The 16,675-nt window shown below is 70.4% G+C and carries 18 protein-coding genes; 14 read left to right on the top strand and 4 right to left on the bottom strand.

The genetic code is table 11. The features are described from left to right. Positions 1 to 6 precede the first annotated feature (6 nt). The 4 genes from sufC to ACJA3G_RS00305 are packed head-to-tail and all read left to right on the top strand — an operon-like array spanning position 7 to position 2,887. Positions 7 to 771 carry a Fe-S cluster assembly ATPase SufC gene (sufC, locus tag ACJA3G_RS00320; RefSeq protein WP_406550782.1) on the top strand — a complete coding sequence of 255 codons (765 nt, stop codon included), beginning with the start codon at positions 7 to 9 and terminating at the stop codon, positions 769 to 771. After that, the gene (locus ACJA3G_RS00315) at positions 768 to 2,039 is read left to right on the top strand and encodes a cysteine desulfurase (protein WP_406550781.1); all 1,272 of its coding nucleotides are present in this window, start codon (positions 768 to 770) and stop codon (positions 2,037 to 2,039) included. Before sufC ends, ACJA3G_RS00315 begins: the two co-directional genes overlap by 4 nt. 48 nt (positions 2,040 to 2,087) lie before the next feature. Further along, positions 2,088 to 2,552 carry a Fe-S cluster assembly sulfur transfer protein SufU gene (sufU, locus tag ACJA3G_RS00310; RefSeq protein WP_358834177.1) on the top strand — a complete coding sequence of 155 codons (465 nt, stop codon included), beginning with the start codon at positions 2,088 to 2,090 and terminating at the stop codon, positions 2,550 to 2,552. Next, positions 2,549 to 2,887, top strand: coding sequence for a metal-sulfur cluster assembly factor (locus ACJA3G_RS00305; RefSeq protein WP_344074290.1), 339 nt, complete (start codon positions 2,549 to 2,551; stop codon positions 2,885 to 2,887). Before sufU ends, ACJA3G_RS00305 begins: the two co-directional genes overlap by 4 nt. Before the next feature lie 250 nt (positions 2,888 to 3,137). Here ACJA3G_RS00305 and ACJA3G_RS00300 read toward each other — a convergent pair whose 3' ends face one another. After that, on the bottom strand, positions 3,138 to 3,635 hold the full coding sequence (locus ACJA3G_RS00300; RefSeq protein WP_406550780.1) for a MarR family winged helix-turn-helix transcriptional regulator: 498 nt from the start codon (positions 3,633 to 3,635) through the stop codon (positions 3,138 to 3,140). 96 nt (positions 3,636 to 3,731) lie between these two features. On the opposite strand from ACJA3G_RS00300, the gene ACJA3G_RS00295 reads away from it, so the two are divergent. After that, the gene (locus ACJA3G_RS00295) at positions 3,732 to 4,193 is read left to right on the top strand and encodes an SgcJ/EcaC family oxidoreductase (protein ID WP_406550779.1); all 462 of its coding nucleotides are present in this window, start codon (positions 3,732 to 3,734) and stop codon (positions 4,191 to 4,193) included. 16 nt (positions 4,194 to 4,209) lie between these two features. On the opposite strand, the gene ACJA3G_RS00290 is transcribed toward ACJA3G_RS00295, so the two are convergent. Next, positions 4,210 to 5,097 (bottom strand): winged helix-turn-helix transcriptional regulator, encoded by an 888-nt coding sequence (locus tag ACJA3G_RS00290; protein WP_406550778.1) that lies wholly within the window; start codon positions 5,095 to 5,097, stop codon positions 4,210 to 4,212. A 111-nt stretch (positions 5,098 to 5,208) separates the two neighbouring features. Here ACJA3G_RS00290 and ACJA3G_RS00285 point away from each other — a divergent pair, with 111 nt between their 5' ends. The 5 genes from ACJA3G_RS00285 to ACJA3G_RS00265 all read left to right on the top strand — a co-directional run bounded on the left by ACJA3G_RS00285 (position 5,209) and on the right by ACJA3G_RS00265 (position 9,929). Continuing rightward, positions 5,209 to 6,453: an MFS transporter gene (locus ACJA3G_RS00285; RefSeq protein ID WP_406550777.1), complete on the top strand. Its 1,245-nt coding sequence runs from the start codon at positions 5,209 to 5,211 to the stop codon at positions 6,451 to 6,453. A gap of 10 nt (positions 6,454 to 6,463) precedes the next feature. Then, positions 6,464 to 7,459, top strand: coding sequence for a 2,3,4,5-tetrahydropyridine-2,6-dicarboxylate N-succinyltransferase (gene dapD / locus ACJA3G_RS00280; RefSeq protein WP_406550776.1), 996 nt, complete (start codon positions 6,464 to 6,466; stop codon positions 7,457 to 7,459). A gap of 289 nt (positions 7,460 to 7,748) precedes the next feature. Then, a complete protein-coding gene (locus ACJA3G_RS00275; protein WP_406550775.1) occupies positions 7,749 to 8,759 on the top strand; it encodes a hypothetical protein in 1,011 nt (336 codons plus the stop codon). Between the two features lie 19 nt (positions 8,760 to 8,778). Further along, a complete protein-coding gene (locus ACJA3G_RS00270; protein WP_406550774.1) occupies positions 8,779 to 9,348 on the top strand; it encodes a hypothetical protein in 570 nt (189 codons plus the stop codon). 341 nt (positions 9,349 to 9,689) lie between these two features. Continuing rightward, positions 9,690 to 9,929: a hypothetical protein gene (locus ACJA3G_RS00265; protein WP_406550773.1), complete on the top strand. Its 240-nt coding sequence runs from the start codon at positions 9,690 to 9,692 to the stop codon at positions 9,927 to 9,929. 182 nt (positions 9,930 to 10,111) lie between these two features. Here ACJA3G_RS00265 and dapA read toward each other — a convergent pair whose 3' ends face one another. Continuing rightward, positions 10,112 to 11,002, bottom strand: a complete 891-nt coding sequence (gene dapA / locus ACJA3G_RS00260) for a 4-hydroxy-tetrahydrodipicolinate synthase (protein WP_406550772.1) — start codon at positions 11,000 to 11,002, stop codon at positions 10,112 to 10,114. A gap of 135 nt (positions 11,003 to 11,137) precedes the next feature. Here dapA and ACJA3G_RS00255 point away from each other — a divergent pair, with 135 nt between their 5' ends. The 3 genes from ACJA3G_RS00255 to ACJA3G_RS00245 all read left to right on the top strand — a co-directional run bounded on the left by ACJA3G_RS00255 (position 11,138) and on the right by ACJA3G_RS00245 (position 12,818). Further along, entirely contained in the window at positions 11,138 to 11,311 is a 174-nt protein-coding gene (locus tag ACJA3G_RS00255; RefSeq protein ID WP_406550771.1) for a hypothetical protein, read from the top strand. Continuing rightward, positions 11,308 to 11,967: a hypothetical protein gene (locus ACJA3G_RS00250; protein WP_406550770.1), complete on the top strand. Its 660-nt coding sequence runs from the start codon at positions 11,308 to 11,310 to the stop codon at positions 11,965 to 11,967. Before ACJA3G_RS00255 ends, ACJA3G_RS00250 begins: the two co-directional genes overlap by 4 nt. 128 nt (positions 11,968 to 12,095) lie before the next feature. Continuing rightward, the gene (locus tag ACJA3G_RS00245; RefSeq protein ID WP_406550769.1) at positions 12,096 to 12,818 is read left to right on the top strand and encodes an antibiotic biosynthesis monooxygenase; all 723 of its coding nucleotides are present in this window, start codon (positions 12,096 to 12,098) and stop codon (positions 12,816 to 12,818) included. Between the two features lies 1 nt (position 12,819). Here the strand turns inward: ACJA3G_RS00245 and ACJA3G_RS00240 are convergent, their stop codons facing one another. Beyond that, complete coding sequence (locus ACJA3G_RS00240) at positions 12,820 to 14,658, bottom strand: endonuclease/exonuclease/phosphatase family protein (RefSeq protein ID WP_406550768.1); 1,839 nt, start codon at positions 14,656 to 14,658, stop codon at positions 12,820 to 12,822. A gap of 345 nt (positions 14,659 to 15,003) precedes the next feature. Between ACJA3G_RS00240 and ACJA3G_RS00235 the strand changes: the two genes are divergently transcribed. Then, complete coding sequence (locus ACJA3G_RS00235; RefSeq protein ID WP_406550767.1) at positions 15,004 to 16,458, top strand: hypothetical protein; 1,455 nt, start codon at positions 15,004 to 15,006, stop codon at positions 16,456 to 16,458. The last annotated feature ends 217 nt before the right edge of the window (positions 16,459 to 16,675 follow it).

The following is a 16,675-nucleotide window of genomic DNA, read 5'->3' as shown; positions in this document are numbered from 1 at the left end:
GTCCCCATGGCAACGCTTGAAATCCGCGACCTGCACGTCACCGTGGAAGCCGAGAACGGCCCCCGGGAGATCCTCAAGGGCGTCGACCTGACCGTGAGGCAGGGCGAGACCCACGCCATCATGGGTCCCAACGGCTCCGGCAAGTCCACCCTCGCGTACTCGCTCGCGGGTCACCCCAAGTACACGATCACCGGCGGTACGGTCACCCTGGACGGGGAGAACGTCCTGGAGATGTCCGTCGACGAGCGTGCCCGCGCCGGCGTCTTCCTCGCCATGCAGTACCCGGTCGAGGTCCCCGGTGTCTCGGTCTCCAACTTCCTGCGCACCTCCGCCACCGCCGTGCGCGGCGAGGCCCCCAAGCTGCGTACCTGGGTGAAGGAGGTCAAGTCCGCGATGGAGCAGCTCCAGATGGACCCGGCCTTCGCCGAGCGCAACGTCAACGAGGGCTTCTCCGGTGGTGAGAAGAAGCGCCACGAGATCCTTCAGCTGGAGCTCCTCAAGCCGAAGATCGCGATCCTCGACGAGACCGACTCCGGTCTGGACGTCGACGCCCTGCGCGTCGTCTCCGAGGGCGTCAACCGCGTCCGCGAGACCGGTGAGGTCGGCACGCTGCTGATCACGCACTACACGCGCATCCTGCGCTACATCAAGCCCGACTTCGTGCACGTGTTCGCGAACGGCCGCATCGCCGAGTCCGGCGGCGCCGAGCTCGCCGACAAGCTGGAGAACGAGGGCTACGAGGCTTACACGAAGGGCGGCGTATCCGAGTGACACATCTGCCGGGCCTCCTTACTGAGTCCGATCTCCTCAGCGAGGCGATCCGTAAGGACTTCCCCCTCCTGGACCGTGTGGTCCACGACGGGAAGAAGATCGTGTACCTCGACAGCGCGGCCACCTCGCAGAAGCCGCGCCAGGTGCTCGACGCCCTCAACGAGTACTACGAGCGGCACAACGCCAACGTCCACCGTGGTGTGTACACGGTGGCCGAGGAGGCCACGGCGCTGTACGAGGGCGCGCGTGACAAGGTCGCCGCGTTCATCAACGCGCCCAGCCGCGACGAAGTGATCTTCACCAAGAACGCCTCGGAGTCGCTCAACCTGGTCGCCAACATGCTGGGCTGGGCCGACGAGCCCTACCGGGTGGACCACGAGACCGAGATAGTCATCACGGAGATGGAGCACCACTCCAACATCGTGCCGTGGCAGCTGCTCGCGCAGCGCACCGGCGCGAAGCTGAAGTGGTTCGGTCTCACCGATGACGGTCGTCTCGACCTCTCCAACATCGAAGAGATCATCACCGAGAAGACGAAGATCGTCTCCTTTACGCTGGTCTCCAACCTGCTGGGCACCGTCAACCCGGTCGAGGCGATCGTCCGGCGTGCCCAGGAGGTCGGCGCGCTGCTGTGCATCGACGCCTCGCAGGCCGCGCCGCACATGCCGCTGGACGTGCAGGCCCTCCAGGCCGACTTCGTGGCCTTCACCGGCCACAAGATGTGCGGCCCGACGGGCATCGGCGTGCTGTGGGGCCGCCAGGAGCTGCTGGAGGACCTTCCCCCGTTCCTCGGCGGCGGCGAGATGATCGAGACGGTCTCGATGCACTCGTCGACGTACGCGCCTGCGCCGCACAAGTTCGAGGCGGGCACGCCCCCGATCGCGCAGGCCGTGGGCCTGGGCGCGGCGGTGGACTACCTCTCCGCGATCGGCATGGACAAGATCGCCGCGCATGAGCACGCGATCACGGAGTACGCGGTCAAGCGCCTCCTGGAGGTCCCGGACCTGCGGATCATCGGCCCCACCACGGCCGAGGACCGGGGCGCCGCGATCTCCTTCACGCTCGGTGACATCCACCCGCACGACGTGGGCCAGGTCCTCGACGAGGAGGGCATCGCGGTCCGCGTGGGCCACCACTGCGCGCGCCCGGCCTGCCTGCGCTACGGAATTCCCGCGACCACGCGAGCGTCTTTCTATCTGTACTCCACGCCGGCCGAGGTCGACGCCCTGGTGGACGGTCTGGAGCACGTACGGAACTTCTTCGGCTAGGGGTCGAGACGTGCGGCGAGCGATTGCAGGGACGCGAGGTAATTCGTTGTGAAGCTGGATTCGATGTACCAGGACGTCATCCTGGACCACTACAAGCATCCGCACGGGCGGGGCTTGCGGGACGGTGACGCCGAGGTGCACCACGTGAACCCGACGTGCGGGGACGAGATCACCCTGCGGGTGAAGTACGAGGGCTCGCAGATCTCGGACATCAGTTACGAGGGTCAGGGCTGCTCCATCAGCCAGGCCAGCGCCTCGGTCCTCAACGACCTGCTGGTCGGCAAGGAGCTCGACGAGGCACGGCGCATCCAGGAGACCTTCCTGGAGCTGATGCAGTCCAAGGGCCAGCTGGAGCCGGACGACGCGATGGAGGAGGTGCTGGAGGACGCGGTCGCGTTCGCCGGTGTCTCCAAGTACCCCGCGCGCGTGAAGTGTGCTCTGCTGAGCTGGATGGCCTGGAAGGACGCGACGGCCCAGGCGCTGGGCGCCGAAGCCGAGAGGAAGAGCGCATGACCGAGAACGCAGAGGCCACCTTGAAGCCGGCCTCGGAGGAAGAAGTCCGTGAGGCGCTGTACGACGTCGTCGACCCCGAGCTGGGCATCGACGTCGTCAACCTGGGCCTCATCTACGGCATCCACATCGACGACGCCAACATCGCCACACTCGACATGACCCTGACGTCCGCGGCCTGCCCGCTGACCGACGTGATCGAGGACCAGGCGAAGGCCGCGACCGACGGCATCGTCAACGAACTCAAGATCAACTGGGTCTGGATGCCGCCGTGGGGCCCGGACAAGATCACGGACGACGGCCGCGAGCAGCTGCGTGCGCTGGGGTTCAACGTCTGATCCCGTCTGTGCGATGTGGGGGACCCCTGGTGCCGGATGGTGCCGGGGGTCCTTTCGCGTTGTCGGGGAGGGGGCGGACGGGGCGGTGCGCGACCCCGGTCGGCCCGGCTGCCTCGCGTCCGCCGTCTCCGATCTGTCGGTGCCCAGCTGATCACGGACGCCGGGTCGGCGGAACTCTACGGGGACGGGGCCGAGGCCAGGGAACTCGCCCGCCCCGAGTGGCAGAAGTCCCGCGCCACCTGGCTCGCCGTCACCGGCCGACCCCCGCCGGCGGCACCCCCTTCGTCTCGGCCGTCGCCTCCCGCAGTGCGGGGGCGGCGGCCTCGAAGTAGCGGAACAGGACGGCCAGTTCGTCCGGGTCGAAGCCGCCGAACACCTCCGCCATCCGCCGGCGCGCGGCGCCGAACGCCTGCTCGTCCTCCTCCGCCGGGACCGGGACCGGTTCGACCACCACCCGCCGGCGGTCGGCCGGGTCCGGGGTGCGGCGCAGCCGGCCCGCCTTCTCCAGCCGGTCCACCAGCCGGGTCGTCGCGGACTGGGTCAGTCCGATCCGTTCGGCGAGCGCCCCCGTGGTGAGCGGCCCCGCCAGCTCCAGGACGTTGAGGGCGTAGAGGTCGGTCGGGTTCTGGCCGAGGACGTCGGCGGCGGCCTGGCCGTGCAGGACGACGGCGGTCAGATACGCGCGGTACGTGCCCGCGCCTCGCCGCAGCAGGTCCTCGGTCTCCCGCGCTCTCTTCCGGTCCGGCATGGCTGGTCCTGTCCTCGTGGGGGATTGCCTAACACATGCATGCCTGCATATATTGCATGCGTGCAGTCAATCGTATCCGAAGCCCGGGAGACAGCCATGCCCGCTCCGACCGCCCCCGCCACCGACGCCGACCTCCACTCCGTCCGCGCGCTGTTCGAGGATCACCGCCTCGCCTGGGGCGACGCCGACGCGTACGGGTCGCACTTCACCGAGGACGCCGACTACGTCACCTTCTTCGGGGGCCGCCTCATCGGCCGCGAGGCGGTGGTCGAAGGGCACCGGGGCCTCTTCGACGGCGTCCTCAAGGGCTCACGGCTGTACGCGGAGATCACCGCCGCGGACTTCCCCGCCCCCGGTGTCGCCCTCGTCCACGCGCGCGGCGGCGTGCTCAAGGGCCGGGCGCGCAGGCCCTCGCGGCGGGCGCTCTCCGTGCAGACGTACGTCATGGTCCGTGGCGCGGACGGCCGTTGGCGCATCCGGGCCTTCCAGAACACCCGGCTGCGGCCCCGTGTCGAGGCCCTCTCGAACCGGCTCGCCGCCCGGGCCGCCAAGGGCTGACGCGGGTGCCCGGGACTCAGCCCTCGCCGGCCGCCCGGCGGACCGCCTCCAGCGCCGACCGTACGCTCGCCTCGATGTCGGTGATCGGGTACAGCGCCTCGACCACCGTCCGGTCCCGGGCGATGACCAGCGTGAGGCGCTTGAGGCGGCTCACCCCCGCCGTGCGGAACGTCGGCAGCCGCAGCGCGGCCGTCAGCTCCAGGTCCGCGTCCGACAGGAGCGGGAAGCGCAGCCCCTCCTTGTCCGCGAACGCCCGCTGCTCGTCCGGGCGTTGGGTGGACACGCCGTGCACGCTCGCGCCCGCCGCCGTGAACTCGGCGAGCTGGTCGCGGAAGGTGCACGACTCCAGCGTGCAGCCCGGCGCCCCGGGGATGCCCGCCCAGCCCGGGGGATAGGACTCCTTGCGGGCGTAGGCGCCGGGGAAGCAGTAGAGCACGGTGTACGCGCTCTCCCGCGACACCGGGTCCCGCGACCGCCCGTCGAAATCGGTGAGTTCGAGCGCGGGCACCCTCGTTCCCACCAGCTCCCGCACCCGCCCGGTCTCCCCGGACCGCTCCGTCGCCGTGGCCATCGTCTCTCCCTCTCCCAGCACCCAGGTGTCACCCCAGTCCTGGAGCGCGATCAGTACGGGCAGCAGGGCACGGCCACGCGGAGTGAGCCGGTACTCGTACCGCACCGGGCGCTCCTGGTACGGCTCCCGGCTCAGCACCCCCGTCTCCACCAGCAGCTTCAGCCGCTCGGCGAGCACCTTCCGGGACATGCCGAGCTCGCGCTGGAGCGCGTCGAAGCGGTGCACCCCGCGTGCGGCGTCGCGCACGATCAGGAGGGTCCACCAGTCGCCGACGACGTCCAGGGCCTGGGCGATGGCGCAGTGCTCGTCGTGGAGCCGGGTGCGTTGAGGCATGGCTCCATCCTTCCGTACGCCGTTGACCTGCGAACCCCATGCTGACATAGTCCGTTCCCATAAGGAACTCACCAGTTCGCCCGTGCGGACCGAGACCAGGGGGGCCACGGCGTGAAGACCTTGCGCGCGGTGCCGGGAGACGTCCGGCTGCTGTGCTTCGGCATCTTCTTCAACGCGGTCGTCAGCTTCACGTTCATCTACCTCTTCGTGTATCTGACCGGCCCGCGCGGCCTGAGCGTCGGCCACGCCGGAGTGATCGGCGGGATCGGCGGTGTGGGCCTGGTCGCCGGGAACCTCACCGGCGGCTGGTTCGGCGACCGGTACGGCCACCGGCGCGCCCTGCTCGCGGGATCAGTCGTCAGCGGCGTCCTGCTGGCCGTCCTCGGCCTGCTGGCGACCCCCGTCCTGATCGCCGCGCTGCCGCTCGCCCAGTACGCCTCCGGAGTCGTACGGGCCGCGAACTCCGCGCTCGTCGCCGTCGGCGTCCCCGAGGGCAGCCGCCGCCAGGGCTTCGCCGTGATGCGGTTCGCGTCCAACGCGGGCTTCACCGTCGGCCCGCCGCTCGGCGCCCTGGTCGCCGCCCACTGGTCGTACGACTGGCTCTTCGTCGCCGACGGCGCCGGCACCCTGCTCTTCGCGGCGTACGCGGCCCGGGTGCTGCCCGCCCGCGGGGCCGCCCACGCCGAGCCGGTCCACGACCCCCGGGCACCCGGCCTCCGGCGCGAGCTGCGGGTCCGGCCCGCCGTGCCGGTGCTGCTCGCCGCGATCGTCTGCGTCGACCTCGTCTACCGCCAGCAGTACTCCACACTGCCCGTCTTCCTGGGCGACCACGGCATGGACGCCCATGTCTACGGCTGGCTGATCGCCCTCAACAGCGCGGTGATCCTCTGCCTCGAACTCCCCGCCGCCCACGCCCTGCGCGGCCGTGCGCCGCTGAGCGTCGTCGGCTGCGGACTGCTCCTGGTCGGCCTCGGATACGCCCTGCTGATCCCGGGCGCCGCCCTGGGCTGGGCCGTCGCCCTGATGGTGTCGCTCACCCTCGGCGAGATCCTCTACAAGACCACCGCCACCGCGTACGTGGCCGACCAGGCACCGCCGCACGCCCAGGGCCGCTTCCAGAGCCTGTACGCGGGCGCCTCCATCAGCGGCCAGGTGCTGGCCCCGCCGCTGGGCGGCGCCCTGTACACCGCCGCGCCCGCTCTGCTGTGGCCCCTGTGCGCCGTCCTCGCGGGCCTCGCCGGGCTGGCGGTGCTGTGGGCGCGCAGGCTGCCGGGGCCGCTGACCGGGGGTGACACGGGCGGCGACGCGCGCCCGGCACCTGAGACCGGTTCGACCCTGCGGGCCGCCGCCGGTTAGGTTTTCCGCTATGACCGACACGACTGCTACTGCTTCTCGCTCCACCGGCGCCGTCGCCGCCGGCCTCGCCACCCTCGCCGGCGACGGCACCGTCCTCGACACCTGGTTCCCCGCCCCCGAGCTCACCGCCGAGCCCGGCCCCGCCGGCACCGAGCGCCTGACCGCCGAGCGGGCCACCGCCCTCCTCGGCAAGGGCGCCGCCGCCGCGCTCGGCGCCGACGAGCGCCGGGGCGTCGAGGTCGTCGCCGTCCGTACGGTCATCGCCTCGCTCGACGACAAGCCGCTCGACGCCCACGACGCCTATCTGCGGCTGCACCTGCTCTCGCACCGCCTGGTCAAGCCGCACGGCCAGAACCTGGACGGCCTCTTCGGCCTGCTCGCCAACGTCGCCTGGACCTCGCTCGGCCCGGTCGCCGTCGACGACGTCGAGACGGTGCGGCTGAACGCCCGCGCCGCCGGACTGCACCTCCAGGTCACGTCCATCGACAAGTTCCCGCGCATGACGGACTACGTGGCCCCCAAGGGCGTCCGCATCGCCGACGCCGACCGGGTGCGCCTGGGCGCGCACCTGGCCGAGGGCACCACCGTGATGCACGAGGGCTTCGTGAACTTCAACGCGGGCACCCTGGGCACCTCGATGGTCGAGGGCCGCATCTCCGCCGGAGTCGTCGTCGGCAACGGCTCCGACATCGGCGGCGGCGCCTCCACGATGGGCACGCTCTCGGGCGGCGGCAACGTCCGTATCGTCATCGGCGAGCGGTGCCTGGTGGGTGCCGAGGCGGGCGTGGGCATCGCGCTCGGCGACGAGTGCGTGGTGGAGGCGGGGCTGTACGTCACCGCCGGTACGCGGGTGACGATGCCGGACGGACAGATCGTTAAGGCCCGCGAACTGTCGGGCGCCTCCCACATCCTCTTCCGTCGCAACTCGGTCACCGGCGCCGTCGAGGCCCGGCCCAACAACGCCGTGTGGGGCGGGCTCAACGAGGTCCTGCACAGTCACAACTGATCATGGGCGGCCGTGACTTGCGGCCTTCTTATCGATCAACGCTCTGACCTGCCGCTGAACTGTCCGCAGCTGTCGACGTGGGTCATCTTGAGCGCCCTTCCGCAGCCTGAGGGCGGCCCGGGAGGGCGCTCATGTATGAGGGTTCGGTAGCTCGGGCAGTGTGGGGACCGTGCTACTGCAAGGGCGCGAAGTGTCGCAGTCTAGCAACAAGTTAGATGACTCGGCCGAGGAGTATCCACGGCTCGCCTACCCTGCGTGATTAAGCAGGACTCAAGAGTCAGGAACACATATGACCTCCTACGGCTACCGCCTCTTCACCTTCCAAGTCTTCCGGGGATTCAAGCGAAGCTCCCTGGACCTCGCAGACTGCAAAGGTGAGCCGTACCAGGAGATAGCTGAGGCGCTACTGAAGGCACTGTCCATGGGAACAGCGGTAGGGGATCCGACGGAGGATAGTCAGGCCGCGGTCGAGGAACTGGGTGCCTTCGGTAAGCCAGCCCTCCGGGTCGAGGAAGTACGGGTAGTCGACAACACCATCCGTGCCACTGTGTGGGCCGGTAAGTTTGGTAGCCACGCGAAGGCGATAGGTGATGCTGCCGGCAGCGACACGGACATCAAGGACAAGGCGGCCAGTAATCTTTTTCGCGTAATTTTTGCTTTTCCCGAAGGAGGCGAAACCGGAATCCTCGCCGTTGAGACAATTGGCCGCTCTTGCCCTGTCTCGCAGGTTACTCGGTGGATGAATAAGAAGTCTCGAGATGAGGCGACTCAGGGAAGGGATGAAGGAGCCTGGTGGCGCATTTCGGTTACTCCTCTGGCTGATGAGAACCGCCTCGCGGAGATGATTCGGGAGGGGCAGGCTCAGACGCTAGTGCTCGTGAAGCATGCCACGACGGCCGGCAGGACTCGCTCGGTAAAGGATATCGAGATTACGGCATCTCTAGCCATTTCGAGTCGCATGGATAAGGCCGTCAAGGTTGTGCAGGGCTGGTATCAACGTAAACGGCATACGGAAGGAGATAGTGAGATCGGCGTCACCAATGAACAAGGGGCCAGGCAATTGGCGGCCATCGTTGGTCCTCAGATCGCAGATATGGAGCTGGACGACGGTTGGGTGCAGATCGAGGATCCCGACGGTCAGGTCAAGCGTGTGAAGCCCACGCAGATGACCGACATTTTCACGTACCGCCTGTCTGAGGATCAGCCGCCTGTCACATCTAGGTTCTATGCTGCAGTGAGAGAGACGGCAGCAGCACTCCAGCCTGCGGTGAAGGTAGGCATCGGCTGGCCCGTCTCCTAGGACCAGGGGGAGGCGTGTGGTGTTCAGTCGGTTCAACTTCATCCCAGTGCTGCGTGGTCACTGGAAGGGCTTGACGGACGGTAGGTACACGCCTCCCCGCCCGGATGTAGCGGCGAGACTATCGCTTGGTGTACCAATGCTCGTGTTTCTGCTCATGTGGCTTAGAGGAGGTCATCTATCCACCCCGGGAGCGCTCTTGACGGGCGTAGCCCTCTTGGCAGGGGGAATGCTGAGCGCCTTCACTCACCTCTCTACTCTTAGGCTGAAAGTGAAAGAATGGGTGGACTCCTCTGAGGAGAGCCGCTATGAGGTTGAGAAAGGGATGCTTGACGAAACAGCTGCCCATCTCCTCACGGGGTCTCTGCTTTGCGCTCTCGACGCCGCCACGTTGGTGGTCGGGATGAACGTGAGCGCCACGAAAGAGGGTCACCTATACGGCTTCTGGGCAGCTTTCGCCGCAGCCATTAGCTCCTATGTCCTGATTATCTTCATTTTCCTCGTGCCGCGCCTCTACTCTGCCTATGTTGAAATCAACGATGTGAGCCCAGAGCTGAGTGGCTTTGTAGGCCGACAAAAGAAGAGAAGGTAGCCGACCGCCCCAGCCGCAGAGGGGTTTCTCCCACGGCGTGCCCTTAGCCGCCGGGTGCGGCCAGCCGGGGCGGAGACGGGAGGCAGGCCGCGCCGCAGAGGCGGCGCACGCCCGAACGACCTTGCTGAAGTAGGGCAGTTCTACCGCGCTGTGCGCCTAGGTTTTCGCTCCCATGTTGTCTGTCGCCTGCCCTTTTCAGTTGCCGTGCGATCTGCGCTGGTTGAGCACTCAGACGTGGTAGCTCGTGCTCGCGAGGCATCAGCAGCCTTGTTCGAGGAAGCCTCTGGTCTGTTCGTCGCTGCCGCGCGGCTCCATGACATCGGCTGCACTCCGGAGTCGAAGTGGACCGGCTTCATCCGCTCGATGACGCTCGCCGCCCGGAGAGTGTTGGGACGCCGACACGACTCGTGCGCCTCGTCGCCCATAACTCCGGCAGCGCGGCCACGGAAGACCAGCTGAAGGACTTTCCTGTGCTGGAAGCGCTGCTCTATGCCGATATGACTGCGGGTCCGGCTGGGAGGTCCTTCGATTTCAATCGCCGGAATGACGAGATCCTGGTGCGCTACGAGGTCGGGGAGTGAGGTGCACAACGCCCCATGGCAAGGCGCGTGCCTACCTCTGGGTCGCCGCGGAACGGACCCGCGTCCCCTCGCCAGTGATCCACTGAGGTGAGGCTCCGGCCGGTTCGCCAACCCGTGGTTGATCCGCATTCTCAGCGAGGAGTGGATGTTTAGGCTGTCCAACAGCTCGGGGTCTACAAACGTCACAACTGACGGCGTGCGGACTCCCGGACCAGGTCGTCGTAGGCCGTGCGCAGCGCGGCGGCCCGGTCCGGGGACGCGGGTCGCAGCGGTTCCCGCACCGGACTGCCCAGCAGGGCCTTCGCGGTCACCGTGCCCGGCAGGCCCGACGCCATCATCAGCTCCGTCAGCGGGAGCGTGAGGTGGTTGAGGCGGGGCGCCTCCGTCGGGTCGCCCTTGTCGTGGGCGTCCAGCGGCGCCCGCATCTGGGCCGGGGCCACGTTCGCCACCGTACTGACGTAGCCCGCGCCGCCCACCGCGTACAGCGGCAGGTTCGTCTCCTCGCAGCCCGAGTAGTACGCCAGCGAGGTGCGGCCGATGACCTTGGTCGAGGCGAACAGGTCGTACGCGCAGTCCTTGACCGCCACGATCCGCTCGTGCCCCGCCAGCCGCAGCAGGGTGTCCGTGCCGATCCGGACGCCCGTGCGGCCGGGGATGTCGTAGAGCATCACCGGGAGGCCCGTGGCGTCCGCCACCGTGCGCAAGTGCGCCTCCACCGCCTCCTCGGGCGGCCGGCTGTAGTACGGCGAGACCACCAGCAGGCCGTTCGCGCCCGCCTCCTCGGCCTGGCGGGCCAGCTCCACGGTGTGCCGGGTGGAGGCGGTGCCCACCCCGGCCACGACGTGGACGTCCGCGCCGACCTCCGCGCGCACCGCCCGGACCAGCGCCGCCTTCTCCGCGTCGGTCGTGGTGGGCGACTCGCCGGTGGTGCCGCTGAGCACCAGGCCGTCGCAGCCCTCGGCCACCAGATGTGCCGCGAGCCGTCGCGCGTGGTCGAGGTCGAGACGGTCGTCGGCGGTGAACGGCGTGATCATGGCGCAGAGTGCGCGCCCGAAGGGGCGGGGAGTGCTCATTGGCGCAGTCTGGGCCGCGATGAGCATGAAGGTCTACTTAGATCTGCTTGCCGTTCATCAACAGCAGCGCTGAAGTGTCGCACGGGCAGGCGCTCTTGGCGGGTGCCCGCGCGTACGCCACCATGGGGGAACGGTGTGTCCGTTCATGTCCGTACCGTCGTCCCGTCGGAGGTCGTCATGAGGCTCGGCAAGGCTCTCGCCACCGGGGTCGCGGAGGAACAGCCCGAGGACGTCGTCCGGGACGAGGCGCCGCCCCTGCCCGAGGAGGTCCCGGCCGGGGAGCCCGCCGAGGTGACGGCGGCCCGATGAGGCTGCGGCTCCCCGAGGAACGTCCGACGGAGCCGCCCACCGGCTACAAGATCGCTCATGGGGCGCTCTCCCGGGACGGCTCGCGGGCCGGGTTCCTCGGTGTCTCGCTCGGCGCCGCCCTGCCCTACGGCGTCCTCGACGACGCGCACTGCGCCTACGGGCGGCGCCACCGCTCCCCGTCCAGGCTCTGCGACTGCGGCTTCCACTGTCTGCACGAGCGCGCCGGGGCCGCGGCGCTGACCTGCACGGCCGAGCACGGCCGGGCGCTGCTGCTCGAAGTGGCGGTGCTCGGGCGCTACATCCGCTTCGAGCGCGGGATGCGCTACGCCCGCCAGCGCGTGCGTACCGCCACGGCCGGGCCGTGCCGCTGCCAGCGGCCCCCGACCGGTCTCGCCGACGCGGGCTGGGGGCGGCCCGGCTGGCGGGCCGTGGAGCCGGTCTGCGCGGTGTGCGCCGGGCCGCGCGCGGTCGTGGGGTTCGACGACTTCGCCCGGCGGGGCGGCGACGGACTGAAGGTCACGGCCGCGCCCGCCACCGGCGCGAGTACCGGGCCCGGCCGGAGCTTCCCGGAGCTGGTCGCGGAGGCGGCGCTGCTCCAGGCCCGGCTCGACTGGTTCCAGAGCGAGCTGGCGCGGCTCGGCGACCAGGAGAGGTGAGCGGGGAGAGGCGAACGGGAGAGGTGAGCGGGCCGGGAGCCCGGCCGGCCTTGACCTCAAGTGACCTTGACGTTTCAGGATGGTGATCGTCCACCGCACGCCACCGCCACGATCACCGGGAGCCCACCATGGCCGCGACGCCCACCGACGCCACCTTCCACGCCCTGCCCGATCCGCGCCGACCCGGCGTCGGCGTGGTCAAGTCCAGCGTCTGGCGCACGGGCACCCCCGAGCGGCAGCGGGCCGCCGTCGAGGCGATCGCGAAGGCGTGGGGCGGCCGGGACTGGCCGGACTCGGGACTGCTCTCCTACAGCGTCCTCACCGGGACCGACGGCGACCGACTGCTGCACTACTCGCAGTGGCGGAGCGAGTCGGCGTACCAGGACTTCGTGCGGCGGTTCCGGGACGACCGCAACGCCGAGATCGACGCGGCCGTCCCCGGCATCGAGCGGGTGGGACTGCACTCCTACGAGCTCTACCGCAGCAGTGACCCGCGGCCGGGCGCCCCCCGTACGCCCGGCTGCGTGGTCGTCGTCGACGTGGAGTTCGAGGGCCCCGACCCGCGCCGCCAGCGGGCCTGGGTGGACGGCGTCTTCGAGGCCCTGGCCACCGACCCCGACCTGCCCCCGGGAGGCATCTCCGCCCACTTCCACACCAGCCTGGACGGCACCCGCGTCCTCAACTACGCCGAGTGGGAGAGCGAGCGGGCCCACATCGACGCCCTGGCCGGGCCCGGCGCCGGGGTCGGCTCGGACACCCCGCAGTGGGCCCGGGTGCGCGACCACCCGGGCGTCACCGGCGGCGGGGTGACGCGCTACCTCCCGGCGCTGACCGTCACCCCGGCCGTCTGACCTACGGGCGGAAGCGGATGACCTGCGGGTCGTGGTCGCTGGTCTGGTCGGCGAACTCCGCGTTGATGTGCACGCTGTCGTAGTCGAAGCCGCGCACGGCCGGGCTGGTCAGGATCTGGTCGAGGACCTGCGTGTTGCCCTGGTAGACGTAGGAGTAACGCTCCTTCTCGGGCAGCGTACGGAACGCCGAGCGCAGCGCGCCCCCGTCCTCCAGGGCCTTGGTGGTGCCCGAGAAGTCGAAGTCGTTGATGTCGCCGAGCGCGAGGACCCGGGCGTGCCTGTCGACCGCGAGGAGCTGCTTCACGAAGCCGTTCACGGCCTGCGCCTGGAGCAGCCGCTTCGCCTCCGAGGAGCGCGGCACCGGCTGGTGCTGCGAGACCAGGCCCTCGTCGCCGCCCTTGGACGCGAAGTGGTTGGCGATGACGAAGACCGTCTTCCCCTGGAAGACGAACTCGCCCGCGAGCGGCTTGCGGCTGTCCGCCCACGCCGGGTTCGCCGGGTCGATCCGGCCGGGGGAGAGGGTGAGGGCCGGGCGGCCCTTGGCGGCGGTGACGCCGACGGCGGTGTGCGCGTCGCCGCCGGGGCGGTCGGTGAAGGAGACCCGCGCCGGGTTGAAGAGGAACACCTGGCGGATGTTGCCGCCGGGCTCGCCGCCGTCCTTGAGGTTCTCCGGGTCGATCGAGCGCCACTGGTAGGCGGGCCCGCCCTTGGCGGCGATCGCGTCCGTGAACTTCTTGATGGTGGCGGCGGCGCCGACCGTGCCGTCGTTCTTGGCGCCGTTGTCGTCCTGGATCTCTTCCAGGGCCACGATGTCGGGCGAGGCGAGGTGGGTGACGATGCCGTCGGCCAGGGCGTCGAACTTGGCCTGCGGGTCGGACGGGTCCAGGTTCTCCACGTTGTACGTGGCGACCGCGAGCTCGCCGGTGCGCTGCTTGCGGGTGCTCTCCCGCTTCAGGCCCTTGTCCTCGACCGTGCCGAGGGTGCGGGCGGTGATCGTGTAGCCGCCGAACTGGTTGAAGTCCAGCGGGCCCTCGGCGCCGCCGGTCAGCGTGTCGCCGACGTTCGCCTTGGGGAACGGCTGCTGGGCGCTGGGCACCAGGCTCTGGATCTGGAGCCGGCCGGTGTTCTGGTCGCGGTAGGACGCGTAGAGCGTGCCGCCCCGCCGGGTGCGGTTCTCGTGCGGCTTCACGGTGACCCACAGCTCGCTGTACGGGTCGGTGGCGCCCACGATCCGCGAGGTGCCGACGCGGACGTTCATGCCCTCCAGGGACTCGTAGTAGTCCAGGGCGTACTTCTTCGGCTTCAGGGTCAGTCCGTTGACGCTGTTGCCCGCGGCCGGGTCGCCGGCCGGGGTGTAGCGGTCCGGGACGGTACGGGCGGTCACCGTGACCGGGGCGGGCAGCGGGTTGCCCGAGGAGACGACCGTCACGGTCGCCTTGGATATCTGGGTCAGCGACTGGTTGCCGGAGGACAGACCGCCCGGGACGTACTCGGTGACCGTGCCCGAGACCGTCACCGCGTCACCGACGGCCACCTTCGGCGCCGAGCTCGTGAAGACGAAGACGCCCTCGCTGGTGGCCGGGTCGTCGTCCGGGGCGGTGTCCTGGAACCAGAAGCCCTTCGAGGAGCCGTACGTCCGTACGCCGGTGACGACGCCCGGCACATCGGCCACCTGCGCGCCGGCCAGCGGCGAGGTGCGGGTCGTGCCCTGGATGTCGTGGATGCGGGCCGCGGTGGGGGCGGCCGGGTCGGCGGCGGCCGACGAACCGGCGGCGAGCAGACCGGCGCCCAGTGCTGCGGCGACGACGGCGGAGACGGCGGCGGATCTCGGAACGGGCATCGACAGACTCCGGAGGATGAGGGTGAGGGTGGATCGGCGCACGCGCGAGTGCGGTGTTCCGGGCGTGCGGCAAGTTCTACGCGCGTCAATCTCTTGGCTGAGCGGGGCAGTTGTCAAGGGTCGCCGGGTGGCCGGAATCCGACGGCCGGATGAACCGGCCGCGCCGGGAGCCCGGACACCGCCCGCCGATTCCCGTACGCAACCGCGAGCGCCCCGGCCGGAACCCGCCGCCCGGCCCGGCCGCAGGGGGGACCGGGCGCGGCGATACCCGGCGAAATGCGTCTACGCTGGGTGTCTCATCCATCACACCGCAACCACGCCGCATCGCCGAGGAGTACGTCACAGATGTCCGGAGACCGCCCCACCCTGCCGCCGGTGCGGCTGCACTCCGAGGCCGAACTCGCGCGCGCGGCCCTCGCCGCCCCGCTGCTCGCCCGCGCGGTCCGGCTGGCCCGCTGGGCCGGGCCCGCGACCCGCGTCGGCGCCGGGGGCGAGCTCGTCGAGGAGCAACTGCCCGCGGCGGCCGAGGCGCTGGAGCTGGCCCCCGACGACGACGGCGCCGCGGACGCGAGCGAGGCGTGGCGGGTCGCCGTCGACGCCGGGCTCGTCGAGGTCCAGGACCCCGAGACGGAGCAGGAGGGCGAGGAGGACGGCGAGGGGACGGTCACGGCGGGGGAGGCCCTGGCCCTGCTCACCTCCGGCTCCCCGCAGGACGTCCTCACCGTATGGCTGGACGCCTTCGACGCGGTCTTCGCGGACGCGACCGCTCCGGTGCTCGACGACTTCGCCGACCTCATCGGGGACGACGGCGAGGTCGACTTCGACCGGCTCGACTGGGACCCGCAGGCGGAGGCGGACTTCCTGGAGGGCGTCCTCGGCAATCTGTACCTGCTCACCGTCACCGAGGGCGGCGCGGGCGAGGGCCCGGTGCCGCTGCCCGCGCTCGCCGCCTCGATGATCGTCCCCGACGACATGGGAGAGCCCACCGACGACATCCTGGAGCAGGTCTCCGACGCGATGATGCGCCTAGACGACCAGTTCCGCCTGCTCGAACCGATCGGCCTGGTGGAGTACCGGCCGGTCGACGAGGCGCTGATGGCCGAGGAGGGCGAGGAGCCCGCCCCGCCCGTCGACGACGAGGACGTCGCCCGGTACGGCATGGTCCGCCTCACCCCGCTCGGCCTCTACGGCGTACGCGCGAGGATGCTGGAGGCGGGCGTGGAGGCGCCCGCCGTTGGCGACCTCGTGGACAAGGGCGCCGACGCGCTGCTCGACGGCATCGCCTACTACCCGGAGGCAGCCGCCCGCGCCGAGACCGAGCAGTGGCTGGCCCGGCACGAGATCCCGGGCGCGGTACGGGAGTTGCTGGCGGCGGCGCGCGGCTCGGACGCGCGCGGCCCGCTGCGCCGGCTCCACTGCCAGCAGGCGCTCGCCCTCACCGGCCCCGAGGCGGAGCCGGCGCTGCGCGAGGTCCTGGACGACGCGGAGCTGGGCGGCCTCGCCCGGGTCTGGCTCGCCGAGCGCGGCGCGCAGGACGTCCCGGCGCCGCCGGAGGCGATGGTGTTCTGGCTCGCCGTGGACACGATCGCCGCGCAACTGGAGATGGACGGGGACCTGGAGGAGCTCCAGGGCCTGGTGGAGGGCCTGGTCGGCCGGCACAGCGGCTTCTTCGAGGCGGCGTGGCGGGTGGAGCACCCCGCGACCGCGGACGTACTGGAGGCGATGGGACGGCTGCACCCGGACAAGAAGGCGGCGAAGGAGGCCCGTAAGGCGGCCTTCAAGGCGCGGTCACGGGCGTAGCCGGGGCCCGCGCCGTGCGGGGTGCGGTGACGTTCGGCTGCGGCCCGGTGGTGGGCYGMKCGCGCAGTTCCCCGCGCCCCTGAATGCCTAGGGGCGCGGGGAACTGCGCGAGCAACCCACCACCGGCCCGCAGGTGAGCGACAGTGCCGGGGCGGGAGTTGGCGTCGGTGACACCCCGTGTTGTCGCGGTGTTCGCCCGCCCCCGGGACCCTGACCC

The organism is Streptomyces sp. YS-3 (assembly GCF_045257485.1).
Lineage (GTDB): Bacteria > Actinomycetota > Actinomycetes > Streptomycetales > Streptomycetaceae > Streptomyces.
The sequence above is the reverse complement of the archived record's forward strand: the minus strand, read 5'-3'. Positions and strand labels throughout refer to the sequence as shown.